At 64.5% G+C, this 12,802-nt stretch carries 11 protein-coding genes; 8 read left to right on the top strand and 3 right to left on the bottom strand.

Features of this window, described 5'->3' with window-relative positions:
• Position 1: 1 nt before the first annotated feature.
• From HU752_RS08055 to HU752_RS08065, 3 genes are all read left to right on the top strand, one after another.
• Entirely contained in the window at positions 2-751 is a 750-nt protein-coding gene (locus HU752_RS08055; RefSeq protein ID WP_186685006.1) for a tRNA-dependent cyclodipeptide synthase, read from the top strand.
• A 164-nt stretch (positions 752-915) separates the two neighbouring features.
• On the top strand, positions 916-2,337 hold the full coding sequence (locus tag HU752_RS08060) for an MFS transporter (RefSeq protein ID WP_186684997.1): 1,422 nt from the start codon (positions 916-918) through the stop codon (positions 2,335-2,337).
• Positions 2,330-3,664 (top strand): LLM class flavin-dependent oxidoreductase, encoded by a 1,335-nt coding sequence (locus HU752_RS08065; RefSeq protein ID WP_225920107.1) that lies wholly within the window; start codon positions 2,330-2,332, stop codon positions 3,662-3,664. The genes HU752_RS08060 and HU752_RS08065 overlap by 8 nt, the downstream gene beginning before the upstream one ends.
• A gap of 441 nt (positions 3,665-4,105) precedes the next feature.
• Here the strand turns inward: HU752_RS08065 and HU752_RS08070 are convergent, their stop codons facing one another.
• Positions 4,106-5,119 carry a DUF4917 family protein gene (locus HU752_RS08070; protein ID WP_186685074.1) on the bottom strand — a complete coding sequence of 338 codons (1,014 nt, stop codon included), beginning with the start codon at positions 5,117-5,119 and terminating at the stop codon, positions 4,106-4,108.
• A 150-nt stretch (positions 5,120-5,269) separates the two neighbouring features.
• On the opposite strand from HU752_RS08070, the gene yiaY reads away from it, so the two are divergent.
• Positions 5,270-6,418 carry an L-threonine dehydrogenase gene (gene yiaY, locus HU752_RS08075; protein WP_186684995.1) on the top strand — a complete coding sequence of 383 codons (1,149 nt, stop codon included), beginning with the start codon at positions 5,270-5,272 and terminating at the stop codon, positions 6,416-6,418.
• A 3-nt stretch (positions 6,419-6,421) separates the two neighbouring features.
• Here the strand turns inward: yiaY and HU752_RS08080 are convergent, their stop codons facing one another.
• Positions 6,422-6,928 carry a DMT family transporter gene (locus HU752_RS08080; RefSeq protein WP_186684993.1) on the bottom strand — a complete coding sequence of 169 codons (507 nt, stop codon included), beginning with the start codon at positions 6,926-6,928 and terminating at the stop codon, positions 6,422-6,424.
• Positions 6,929-7,029: 101 nt separating this feature from the next.
• On the opposite strand from HU752_RS08080, the gene HU752_RS08085 reads away from it, so the two are divergent.
• Positions 7,030-7,944 (top strand): LysR family transcriptional regulator, encoded by a 915-nt coding sequence (locus HU752_RS08085; RefSeq protein WP_186684991.1) that lies wholly within the window; start codon positions 7,030-7,032, stop codon positions 7,942-7,944.
• Positions 7,945-8,020: 76 nt separating this feature from the next.
• On the opposite strand, the gene HU752_RS08090 is transcribed toward HU752_RS08085, so the two are convergent.
• Positions 8,021-9,544 (bottom strand): fumarate hydratase, encoded by a 1,524-nt coding sequence (locus HU752_RS08090; RefSeq protein ID WP_186684989.1) that lies wholly within the window; start codon positions 9,542-9,544, stop codon positions 8,021-8,023.
• 333 nt (positions 9,545-9,877) lie between these two features.
• On the opposite strand from HU752_RS08090, the gene HU752_RS08095 reads away from it, so the two are divergent.
• From HU752_RS08095 to HU752_RS08105, 3 genes are all read left to right on the top strand, one after another.
• Positions 9,878-10,984, top strand: a complete 1,107-nt coding sequence (locus HU752_RS08095; protein ID WP_186685072.1) for a GGDEF domain-containing protein — start codon at positions 9,878-9,880, stop codon at positions 10,982-10,984.
• Positions 10,977-11,915, top strand: a complete 939-nt coding sequence (locus tag HU752_RS08100) for an iron-sulfur-binding ferredoxin reductase (protein WP_186684987.1) — start codon at positions 10,977-10,979, stop codon at positions 11,913-11,915. The genes HU752_RS08095 and HU752_RS08100 overlap by 8 nt, the downstream gene beginning before the upstream one ends.
• A 70-nt stretch (positions 11,916-11,985) precedes the next feature.
• A complete protein-coding gene (locus tag HU752_RS08105) occupies positions 11,986-12,735 on the top strand; it encodes an enoyl-CoA hydratase-related protein (RefSeq protein WP_186684985.1) in 750 nt (249 codons plus the stop codon).
• The last annotated feature ends 67 nt before the right edge of the window (positions 12,736-12,802 follow it).

Raw genomic sequence — 12,802 nt, forward strand, 5'->3', positions numbered from 1 at the left:
CATGAGCACTGTGCAAGAAATCAACCTCAAGGCGTATTTCAACAAGGGCGGCGAAGAGCATGAGTTCGACGGCAAGCGCGTGGTGCTGGCGGTCAGCGTTGGCCAGGAGTATCACGAGGACCAGAAGCTGCGCTCGACCATCCACCTGATCAACCAGTCCGGCTTCAGCCATGTGAAGGTGGTGGTGGCCGACACCCTGCAGCGCCACAACAAGCATGGCAAGTCGCCGGGCGAGGCGCTGTCGGCGTCGATCCGCGATGGCGATGCCTGGCTGGCGCGCAACCAGGGCATCCTCGATGGCCTGCGGGTGCCGTATCACGTCACGCGCTGGAACCAGGAACTGGCCAGTGACCGTTATGCCGAACTGCGCCAGCAGCTGGACGAGGTCTATCGGAGCCGGGAGGAGTTGCGCTCGGCCATCGACGAGACCATTGGCGTGTTCACCGAGCGATTGCGTTTGCGTGACGAACACGCCGACCTTGAAAAGGCCGCGGCCCAGTGCCGCGAATACATCCTTGAAGAGATCCCGATCATCCTGCCGCTGTGGGCGGACGAGGGGTATCACTATGTGCTGTATCCGCAGCAGATGACGGCGGCGATGGCCACCAGCCGCGACCTGCTGATCGCCCCGCACAGCCCCGATCGGGTGCGCTGGCTGCCGCTGAAATTCAAGAAGCGCGGGATTCCGATTCCGTTCACCTTGCCGGGAATCGTGCACCCGAACTGGTCCAGCAGCGCGATTGCCATCTGAATCCTTGTGTGTGGCCGTTCTGGCCTCTTCGCGGGCAAGCCCTGCTCCTACAGGGCCAATGCGTACGCAAACCTCGCGTACGCCGCGAACCTGTAGGAGCCGGGCTTGCCCGCGAAGGCATCAACACGGTCCCTCGATATTCAACTGAAAAAAGGAGTTTCCCCATGGGCGTTTTTGCGCAACAGCAACGCAAATGGTGGGCATTGCTCGGGGTGAGCATTGCCAGTTTTCTCGGCTGCGTCGATTTCACCATCGTCAACACCGCGCTGCCGGCCCTGCAGGCCGATCTGCAGGCTTCGGTGGACAGCCTGCAGTGGGTGATCAACGGTTTCATCCTGGCCCTGTCGAGTTTCATGGTGCTGGTAGGCCGGCTGGCCGACCTGCACGGGCGCAAGCGGGTGCTGTTCATCGGCCTGGGTGTGTTCGGGCTGGCGTCCCTGGGCGCCGGCCTGGCGAGCGGCATCGACCTGTTGATCGCCGCGCGGATTCTCCAGGGGGCCGCCTGTGCGGTGCTCTATACCGCTTCCGGGGCGATCGTCGCCAATACCTTCGACAGTGCCGAACAGGGCAAGGCCTTCGGCATCCTGTTCGGGGTCAACGGCGTCGGCCTGGCGGTGGGGCCGGTGCTGGGCGGGTTGATTACCAGCGCCTTCGGCTGGCAGTGGATCTTCCTGATCAACGTACCCTTCGTCCTGCTGAGCCTCGGCATCAGCAGTTTCAGCGTCGACGAGTCCCGTTCCCGGGAGGAGGGTGCGCGTCTCGACTGGCTCGGCGCGGCGTTGCTGCTGATCGGCCTGCCCAGCCTGGTGCTGGTGATCGTCCAGGGGGCGGCCTGGGGCTGGGGGGCGCCAGTGACGCTGGGCCTGATCGCCCTGGCCGTGGTGGCCCTGGCAACCTTCGTTGCGGTGGAGAAGCGCGTGGCGGCGCCGATCATCGACCTGCAGTTGTTCGCCAACCGGCGCTTCGTCGCCGGGGTGGTCGCCAGCTTCAGCCTGGCGGTGTTCTATTGCGTGGCCTTCTTCGTCATGCCGCTGTACCTGGCGTTGGTCCGGGGTGAAAGCGTGCAGGCCAGCGGGCTGTTGCTGCTGCCAACGACCCTGGGGGTGGCGGTGCTGTCGCCGCTGGTGGGACGGCTGGTGGACCGCAAGGGTCCGGCCTTGCCGATCAAGGCCGGGCTGTTGCTGTTCCTGCTCTCGGCGCTGTTGCAGGCCGGCTTCGACCGACAGACTTCGCTGGCGTACCTGCTGGCGGCGTTCGTGATCATGGGCCTGGGCTGGGCCAGCATTCTCGGGCCGTCGACGGTGCTGGGCATTTCCTCGGTGTCGCAGAACGTCTCGTCGGTGGCGATGGGGTCGCTGATGACCTTGCACAACATCGGCGGCGGCCTTGGCCTGGCGGTCGGAGTGGGCATCTACCACGCTTTCTCCGGGCAACCGGTGGATGACGTGCAAGGCGCCTTCATCCACGGCTATCGGGCGGTGATGCTGTTCCTCGCGTTGGTGGTGGTGGCCGGTTGGGCACTGGTCGCCGGCCTGTTGCGGGTACCGGCGGCGCAGGCGCTGGCCGAGGGTTCCAGCCGTGGCTAGACGCACCGGGCAGATTCGCCTCGGTGCGTTTCTGTCGGGCTCCGGGGCTCACGGTGCCAGTTGGCGGCATCCCGCGGCGGATGCCGATGCCTCGCTGAACGTGCAGCGCTATGTCGAGTATGCCCGGGCGCTGGAGCGCGGGCGCTTCGATGCGCTGTTCCTCAACGACAACGTGGCGGTCGGTAGCCTCGACCCGCAGGTCCTGGCCCGCAGTGCCCACAGTTTGCGCTGGGACCCGCTGACCCTGTTGCCGGCGCTGGCGATGACGACCCGGCATATCGGCCTGGTCGCCACGGCCAACACCAGCTACAACGCACCGTACAACCTCGCGCGGACCTTTGCGTCACTGGATCATCTGTCCGGCGGTCGTGCCGGCTGGAACCTGGTGACGGCGCTGATTGGTGGCGAGAACTTCAACCGTGACGAGCACCTGGAGCACGCCGAGCGTTACCAGCGTGCGCAGGAATTCTTCGATGTGGTCAGCGGGCTCTGGGACAGTTGGGCCGATGATGCCTTTGTGCGGGACAAGGCCTCGGGGATCTGGCTCGATGTGACGAAGATGCGCGTGCTCGATCACCAGGGCCGGCACTTCCAGGTGCGGGGGCCGTTGAATGCACCACGGCCGTTGCAGGGGTGGCCGGTGATTGCCCAGGCCGGCTCCTCCGAGGCCGGGCGCGAGCTGGCGGCGCGTACGGCGGAATTGGTGTTCACCGCCCAGCAGACGCTGGAGCAGGGGCGGGCGTTCTACGTTGACCTCAAGGAGCGCTTGGCACGTCATGGACGCGATGAGGAGGCGCTGAAGATTTTCCCCGGTATCTCGCCGACGGTCGGGCGGACTCTGAGCGAGGCCGAGGAAAAGTACCAGGCCCTGCAGGATCTGCTCGATCCACAGGCGCAGCTCAAGGGGCTGTCCTATCTGCTGGAGCTGGGTTTCGATCTCTCGGCGCTGCCACTCGATGCCCGGGTGCCGCTGCCGGAGCAGGTGCCGTCGACCGAGCGGCACAAGAGTCGTCAGCAACTGGTCATCGACCTGATCCGCCGTGAGCGACCGACCGTGGCCCAGCTGCTGCGCAGCCTATCGGCCAGTGGGCACAAGGTGCTGGTGGGCACACCGGCGCAGATCGTTGACGAACTGGCCGCCTGGTACGAGGCCGGGGCCGCCGATGGCTTCAATGTGTTGTTCACCCATCTGCCGGGGGCGATCGATGATTTTGTCGAACAGGTGGTGCCGCAGTTGCAGCGGGTGGGCTTGTTCCGCCGCGAATACGAGGGGCGCAGCCTGAGGGAAAACCTCGGTTTGCGGCGGGTGGCGAACCGGTATTTCTGAGGCCTGGCCGTCTCCCACGGTGACCGCGCCAGGTTCTTACCTTGTGGGAGCCAACTGTCTTTAACTCACCGCCGATAAGCGGTAGAGAACTCCCTGCCCTCTTCGCGGATAAATCCGGCTCCCACGGTACCGTGCTGAACACAAATCTTGTGATCGACGCAAACTGTGGGAGCAGGCGGTCCGGCGCCCCGGTTTATCCGCGAACCGCCAACGGCGGAAGTGCTTCAGGCGCCGCAGAACCGTGGGAGCCGGATTCATCCGCGAAACAGGCGACGCATCTTTTCAGAAAGACCTCGTTATCGTTCTTCGCGGCGGTCCGACGCATCGGTCACTCCGGCTCCCACAGTGTCAGCGTCGTTCGCAGGATTCATGCACGGCGCGAGCGCTTGTGGGAGCCGGATTGACCGAGGCTTCGGATCGCCGCGCACGGGGTACCCAGTCCTAACTGACACCCTCGGGAGCCACCAGCAGCGCCGGATCACCCAGCGGATGGCTCTTGGCATCGAAGAAACGCAGGCTCACGTCATGGCCGACGAACAGCTTTGCGTAGTGACGCTTCTGGTGCTGGATGAACGCCTTGCTGCGCGGATAGATCGAGATCACCAGGGTCTCGATGCCAGCATCGAGCACGGCCTGGACGATGTGCTGGTCCTGCTCGCCGAGGCTGTGGCCGAAAACACACAGGGCACCCTGGTGCTGGCACAGCTGACCGTAGCAGTACGACAGGTAGTCCGAGTTGCGGATCGCCTTGAGCTTGTCCTCGGCGTTGCCCTCGCTGACGAACAGCGGCACGTCGCCCAGCGCGTTGACCGCGAAGCTGCCCAGCAGGGTACTTTCCGAGGACAGCAGCTTGCGTGTGCTGCCATCGATGTTCTTCACCAGGTGCAGGCCACCGTGCAGGTAGAGGATGCGCGTGCCCTGGGTCTCGGTATTGCCCAGGTCGAACGTCGCTTCGCCGTTCCAGAACAGGTCCTTGAATGGCTGAGGAGCCTGCATGATCGCCCAGTAGTTGAGCAGGTCGTAGTTGGTGGAGTAGAGCGTGCGGTAGTTGCCCAGTTCGGCGTTGATCCGCGCCAGGCTCTCGGGGCGCACCCGCTTCCAGGGAATGTGCACGCCGCGCACGGCGTGGATCAACGCTTCCTTGATCGCGAAGTAGCGATTGCGCGGTGACGACGAGCTGATTGAGAGGGCGGCGTTGACCTTGATGGTGTTCTTCAGCGCGCTGAGCACCTGCTCGAAGTTGCTCGTCTCCAGGGTCTTGAACACGGCCAGTTCGCTCAGCCCCAGTGGGCGATTTTTCGTGCGCTGGGCGTTCTCGAACAGTGAGTCGTAGGAAAAGCCCGGCCACACCGCCAGGCTCGCACCGTTGCCGATCAGCAGCCCGGTGCACGGGATCTCGGTACGCACGGCGTTCCAGTCTTCAAGTTCGGCGTCAAATTCCTGGAATTCCATAATCGCTATTCGTCGTCTCAAGGCAGAAGGTGGACAGACGGCGACTTTATCACGACCCGGCGTTGAGCCAGATCAACAACCGGCCGGAGCAGGCGGTCGATGCTGTGCTCATCGCGGGGCAGGCAGCCCCGGTCAACGCCGAGAGGGTTCGTCATGAGCAGTACATTTTTCATTCCCGCCGTGAACATCATGGGTATCGATTGCCTGGACGAGGCCATGGACGCCATCCGCAATCATGGCTTTCGCAAGGCGTTGATCGTGACCGATGCCGGGCTGGCGAAGGCCGGCGTGGCGATGCGGATCGCCGAGGCGCTGGCGCTGCGCGATATCGATTCGTTGATCTTCGATGGGGCCAAGCCCAACCCGAGCATCGCCAACGTCGAGCAGGGCCTGGCTGCGCTGAAGGACGGCAAGTGTGATTTCGTGGTGTCGCTGGGCGGTGGTTCGCCCCATGACTGTGCCAAGGGCATCGCGCTGTGTGCCACCAACGGTGGGCATATCCGTGACTACGAAGGTGTCGATCGCTCGGCCAAGCCGCAGTTGCCGCTGGTGGCGATCAATACCACGGCCGGTACGGCCAGCGAGATGACCCGTTTCTGCATCATCACCGACGAATCGCGACATGTGAAAATGGCCATCGTCGATCGCAATGTCACGCCGCTGCTGTCGGTCAACGACCCGGCCCTGATGGTGGCCATGCCCAAGGGGCTGACGGCGGCGACCGGCATGGATGCCCTGACCCACGCGATCGAGGCCTACGTCTCGACGGCAGCCTCGCCGATCACCGATGCCTGCGCGATCAAGGCCATCGAGCTGATCAGCGCCAACCTGCGGCTGGCGGTACGTGACGGCAGCGACCTGAAGGCCCGGGAAAACATGGCCTATGCGCAGTTCCTCGCGGGGATGGCGTTCAACAACGCCTCGCTGGGGTACGTGCATGCCATGGCGCATCAACTGGGTGGTTTCTATGACCTGCCCCATGGGGTCTGCAACGCGGTGTTGCTGCCTCACGTGCAAACGTTCAATGCGTCGGTCTGCCCACGGCGGCTGGCGGATGTGGCCCGGGCGCTGGGTACCGATATCGCCGGCCTGAGTCCGGAGGAGGCTGCCCAGGCCGCCATCACGGCGATCCGCAGCCTGGCCAGGGATGTGGAAATCCCTGCCGGCCTGCGCGAGTTGGGGGCCAAGTTGCAGGATATCCCGGTGTTGGCGGCCAATGCCCTCAAGGATGCCTGCGGCCTGACCAACCCGCGTGCGGCGGATCAGCGGCAGATCGAGGAAATCTTCCGTAATGCGTTCTAGCCGCTAGCGGTCAGTCTGGAGTCGTGCGCTGGCCGCTGTGCCGGCGACGACGCCCGGGCCGAGTTGCACCGTCAGCACGCCGGCAATCAGCAGCAGCGCTCCGATCAGGCGCACGCCGTCGACAGGACGCGCTGCCAGTCCGAACAGGCCGAAATGATCCAGGGCCAGTGAGGCGATCACTTGCCCGGCCAGCGCCAGGGCAATGAATCCGCCGGCCCCCAGCCGTGGCACCAGCAGCACCGCCAGGGCCACGAAACACACCCCGAATACCCCTCCGAGCCAGACCCAGGCCGGTGCCTTGGCAGCGAAGGCGAGGCTTGGCAAGGGCAGGCGCAGGGCGAGCATCACCGGCAGCAGCACCGCGAGGCTGACCAGCAGCGAGGCCAGGGTGGCCCACAACGGATGGCCGAGGCCCCGTCCCAGATGGGCATTGATCGCACCCTGGAAGGGCACGACGGCGCCCGCGATAGCAGCCAGCGCCAACAGTCCGAGTCCACTCAAGCTATTCATGTGCATTCTCCAACAGGTATCACCAGGATCGAGCGGTTGCTTTCGAGAGAATGCTAGGGTATTCGTCGTGGAAATTTAAATTCTAAGAAAGTATTCAGAGCATGCATGAGATGAATGATCTTCGTCGTATCGATCTCAACCTGCTGGTGATTCTCGATGCGCTGCTTGCCGAACGACATGTCACCCGGGCCGCCGAGCGTCTGCACCTGAGCCAGCCAGCGGTCAGCCATGCCCTGGCCCGGCTGCGCGACCTGCTCGGCGACCCGCTGCTGGTGCGCGCCGGTGGTGCGCTGGTGCCCACGGCGCGGGCGCTGGAGCTGGCACAGCCGCTGCGCGAGACCCTGGAGCGGGTGCAGGACCTGCTGGCGCCGGCGGGATTCGACCCGGCGTCGGCCAACCGTACCTTTCGACTGGCGATGTCGGATTATGGCGCCGCGATGCTGCTGCCGGGGCTGGTGCCGATCCTGCGCAGCCAGGCACCGGGGATCGACCTGCAGATCACCCAGGCGAGCCGCGAGGGCATGCTCGAATTGCTGCTCAATGGCGATATCGACGCCGCGGCCGGGGTCTTTCCCGACCTGTCGCCGCAACTGCGCAGTGTCCATCTGTTTCGCGAGCGCTATGCCTGCCTGGTGGACCGCCAGAGCCTGGCCGGGCAGGGTGGGCTCGATCTGGCCGACTATCTGTCAAGGCCCCATGTGCTGCTGGAGATGCGTGGCAGCGGCACGGCGGAAATCGAGCGGGCGTTGAGCGCGATCCACCAGCGACGCCGGGTGGCGATCAGCCTGCCGCACTGGAGCGTGGCACCGCGGCTGATCGTCGGTACCGACCTGGTGCTGACCGTGGCCGCGCGCAACCTGCGGACGATCGACGAACAGCGGCTGGTGGTGTTGCCACCGCCGTTCGAGATTCCGGAGTTCGATTTCATTTTCGTCTGGCACACGCGCCGGGAAGGCGACCAGGCCCTGAAGTGGCTACGCGAGAAGATGCAGGCGGTTGCCCAGGTGTCCGACTGAGGTTCTTGCGGGCAAAAAAAACGGCCCGGATCAACCGGGCCGTTTTCGCATCAACGTCTGCTTGCAGCGAAAGTGCTTACTGCACTTCGACTGCCAGGCTGTCGCTGATCTTCTTCTGCCAGATTGCCGGGCCGGTGATGTGCACCGACTCGCCGTTGGTATCGACCGCGACGGTCACCGGCATGTCCTTGACCTCGAACTCGTAGATCGCTTCCATGCCCAGTTCGGCAAAGGCGACGACCTTGGACTTCTTGATCGCCTGGGCCACCAGGTAGGCAGCGCCGCCCACGGCCATCAGGTAGACAGCCTTGTGCTCCTTGATTGCCTCGATGGCGGTCGGGCCACGCTCGGACTTGCCGATCATGCCCAGCAGGCCGGTCTGTTCGAGGATCTGGCGGGTGAACTTGTCCATGCGGGTGGCGGTGGTCGGACCGGCTGGGCCGACGACTTCCTCACGCACCGGATCAACCGGGCCGACGTAGTAGATGAAGCGACCCTTGAGGTCGACCGGCAGGCTTTCGCCCTTGTTGAGCATTTCGACCATGCGCTTGTGCGCGGCGTCGCGACCGGTGAGCATCTTGCCGTTGAGCAGGACGGTTTCGCCCGGCTTCCAGCTCTGCACTTCTTCCGGGGTCAGGGTGTCGAGGTTGACGCGGCGGGCCGATGGACCGGCTTCCCAGACGATTTCCGGGTAGGCGTCCAGCGATGGCGCCTCCAGTTCGGCCGGGCCGGAGCCGTCGAGCACGAAGTGGGCGTGACGGGTCGCGGCGCAGTTGGGGATCATGCACACCGGCAGGGAAGCGGCGTGGGTCGGGTAGTCCATGATCTTCACATCGAGCACGGTGGTCAGGCCACCCAGGCCCTGGGCACCGATGCCCAGCTGGTTGACCTTCTCGAACAGCTCCAGGCGCAGTTCCTCGATACGGTTCTGCGGGCCACGGGCCTTGAGCTCATGGATGTCGATGGATTCCATCAACACTTCCTTGGCCATGACGGCGGCCTTCTCGGCGGTACCGCCGATGCCGATGCCGAGCATGCCCGGTGGGCACCAGCCGGCACCCATGGTCGGAACGGTCTTGAGCACCCAGTCGACGATCGAGTCGGACGGGTTGAGCATGGCCATCTTCGATTTGTTCTCGGAACCGCCGCCCTTGGCTGCCACGTCCACTTCAACGGTGTTGCCCGGAACGATGGAGTAGTGGATGACCGCGGGGGTGTTGTCCTTGGTGTTCTTGCGGCTGCCGGCCGGGTCGGCCAGGATCGAGGCGCGCAGGACGTTGTCCGGCAGGTTGTAGGCGCGACGCACACCTTCGTTGATCATGTCGTCCAGGCTCATGGTGGCGCCATCCCAGCGCACGTCCATGCCGACGCGGACAAACACGGTGACGATACCGGTGTCCTGGCAGATCGGCCGGTGGCCGGTGGCGCACATGCGCGAGTTGATCAGGATCTGCGCCATGGAGTCACGGGCGGCTGGCGACTCTTCCCGCAGGTAGGCCTCGTGCATGGCCTGGATGAAATCCACGGGGTGGTAGTAGGAAATGAACTGAAGGGCGTCAGCAACGCTCTGTATCAGGTCGTCTTGCTTGATCACGGTCATGGGTCGCGCTCCTCTATAAAGACGGGAACATTTAAGTAAGGTGTTTGCGACCTTTTTGCATCTGGTCTGTCGAAAACATCTTTTGAGGCAGGCCGGGCACGCGGGGCCGGCACAAAAACGGCGCGGCAGTATAACCCGCCCAGCGGCCGGGCACATCCGTCAGTGGTCAAACCATGGTCGGGTGGTTCTCGGCACCGTTCTTGCGTCCTGATACAGCGGAGGCTGTACAGTTGTGAAAATTGAATGGTTATTTTTGATCCGGATCACTAGAGTGGCAAGTGGCCTGTACGGGAAGGAAGTCCCATGAGCCCTCAGCGCACGGTGAGTCATAGATTGACCCATAAAGCCATACAGAGTCTTTTACGCAAGCGTTTCGCCCTGGCTGCCGGTACCTACGGACTGGCATTGATGTTGTTCTGGGCGGCGATTTTTACCGGTTACCATCGGGCCAGCCTGGCCCAGGGCCTGGTCACTACCGGCTTGGTGGTCGCCAGCCAGGCCGTGCTCGGCTGGTTGTTCCTCAGCGGCCGCAACCTGCGTTTTCGCGACCCCAGCCTGACCGAGTTCCAGGTGCTGCTGGGGCTGGCCTGGCAAACCTGGATGATGGCCAGCCTTGAGCAGGCCCGGGGCACCTTTCTGGTGTTCTATCCGCTGATTCTATTGTTCGGGCTGTTTCACCTGCCGCGCCGCAAGTTCGTGCGCTGTGCGGTGTTGGTGTTCTTCAGCTTTGCCGCGCTCAATCTGTGGGAGGGTTACCAGTTCCGCTTGCCCGATCCGGGTCTGGCGGCCCTGCAGGTGGGCGTGTTGTTCGTGGTGCTGGCCTGGCTGTGCCTGTATGCGAGCTACGTACAGGCCTCGCGCCTGCGCATGCGCCAGCGACGGTTCGCCCTGCAGGCGCACCAGGACACCTTGCGCGGCATGATGCGCCAACTGGAAGACCTGGTGGCCACCGACGAGCTGACCGGCCTCTATAACCGCAGGCACTTCCTGCGGCTGGCGTCGCGTGAACTGGAACTGATGGAGCCGGGCACGATCCATGGCCTGGCGTTGATCGATCTCGACCACTTCAAGCGTATCAATGATGTGCACGGGCATGCGGCAGGCGACCAGGTCTTGCAGGCCTTTGCCGGCGTGGCCGGGGCCTGCGTGCGCGAGGGCGATGTGCTGGCCCGCTACGGTGGCGAGGAGTTCGTGCTGCTGCTGCCCAATGCCGATCCCGATCGCCTGACGGCCTGTTGCGAGCGCTTGCGGCTGGCGTTCACCCAGGTCGAGCTGGTCGGGCTGGCGGTCGGTAACCTGAGCCTTTCGGTGGGCATGACCCTGGTTTGCGAAGACGACGATCTCGATGACGCCTTGCAGAGTGCCGACCAGGCGCTCTACCGCGCCAAGCGGGACGGTCGCAATCGCTGCTGCGCCGCCTGGGAATTCAGTGATGCCTGAGCTGCGGGTTGGCGAGCGAAGCTGGTCGGTGGCCACGGGTAGCAACCTGCTCGATGCCCTGAACCAGGCCGGTGTCCGGGTCCCCTACAGTTGTCGGGCCGGGAGCTGCCATGCCTGCCTGGTGCATTGCCTGCAGGGCGAGCCGCAAGACGATCGACCGGATGCGCTCACTCTTGAGCAGCGCGAGCGTGGCTGGCGCCTGGCCTGTCAGTGCCAGGTGCACGAGGACCTGCGCCTGGCAGTGTTCGATCCACTGCGTGATGGCATCCCTGCCCAGGTCTGCGAACTTGACTGGTTGAGCCCGACGGTGCTGCGCCTGCGCGTCCTACCGGAGCGGGCCTTGCGTTATCGTGCCGGCCAGCACCTGGTGTTGTGGACGGCGCAGGGCATTGCCCGGCCCTATTCGCTGGCAAGCCTGCCGCAGGAGGATCGCTATCTGGAGTTCCACCTCGATTGCCGCCTGCCCGGCGAGTTTTGCGACGCGGCCCGGGGCTTCAGCGTGGGAGAGGTGATTCGTCTCGGAGAGCTGCGTGGTGGCGCCTTGCACTATGATCCGGACTGGCATGCCAGGCCTCTCTGGCTGCTGGCCGCCGGTACCGGGCTCGGGCCCTTGTGGGGCGTGTTGCGCGAAGCCTTGCGCCAGGGACATGAGGGGCCCGTGCGCCTGGTGCACCTGGCCCATGACAGCCGCGAACACTACCTGACTGCCGAGTTGACCGCGCTGGCGGCCCGCCACCCGAATCTCACGGTTGAATGCCTCAGTGCTGCCGAACTGCCGGAGTTTCTGGCCAAACTGCGGCTTGTCTCCCGGCAAACCCTGGCCCTACTCTGTGGAGCCCCGACCAGCGTCGAGGCTTTTGCCCGGCGCCTGTTCCTGGCCGGGCTGCCGCGCAACCAGCTGTTGGCGGATGTGTTCGTGCCACGCGGCTGAGCACCTGCCTGCGCGATCCGCTCTGTGTGAGTGCAGAGCCGACAACCCTAAAGCCGACAAGAGAGCCGAGATGACTGACGCGATTGTGATTGAGCGCGAAGGCGGTCTGCTGACCCTGCGCCTGAACCGTGCCGACAAGAAAAATGCCCTGACCCGCGCCATGTACAGCCAATTGGGCCAGGCGTTGCAATTGGCCGACGAGGACCCGGCGGTCAGGGCGGTGCTGATTCGCGGCAGCGATGAGTGCTTTACCAGTGGCAATGACATCGCCGACTTTCTCGAGGAGCCGCCCAGTGATCTCGACAGCCCGGTCTTTCATTTCATGCGCAGCCTGCTCGATTGCCGCAAGCCGGTGATCGCTGCCGTGGCGGGGCCGGCGGTGGGGATCGGCACCACGTTGCTGCTGCATTGCGACCTGGTCTACGTCAGTGCCGATGCCCGTTTGCGCATGCCGTTCGTCAATCTCGGGTTGTGTCCGGAGTTCGGCTCCAGCCTGTTGCTGCCACGACTGGTCGGCCCCGCCAGGGCTGCCGGGTTACTGCTGCTGGGTGAGGGTTTCAGTGGGGAACAGGCAGCGGCCTGGGGATTGGCGACGGCGGCTTTGCCGAGCGGAGCCGAGGCATTGCTCAAGGCCAGGGAAGCCGCCCTGCGTTTCGAACAACTGGCGCCGGAGGCGGTACAGGTCAGCAAGGCGTTGATGAAGGCGCCGGACCGTGAGCAACTGCGCCAGGTGGTGGAGGCCGAGGGCAAGCTGTTCGTCCAGCGCCTGCGTTCGCCGGAAGCGATCGCTGCGCTTTCAGGGTTCTTGAGCAGGCGTTGAGAACGCTGCTGCCCGGCAGGCGTCGTTTCCCAGGCGTAAAAAAGCCTCGCTGCGGGTTGCGGCGAGG

Origin of the sequence: Pseudomonas vanderleydeniana (assembly GCF_014268755.2) — a bacterium.
In the GTDB taxonomy this organism is placed as follows: Bacteria; Pseudomonadota; Gammaproteobacteria; order Pseudomonadales; family Pseudomonadaceae; genus Aquipseudomonas; species Aquipseudomonas vanderleydeniana.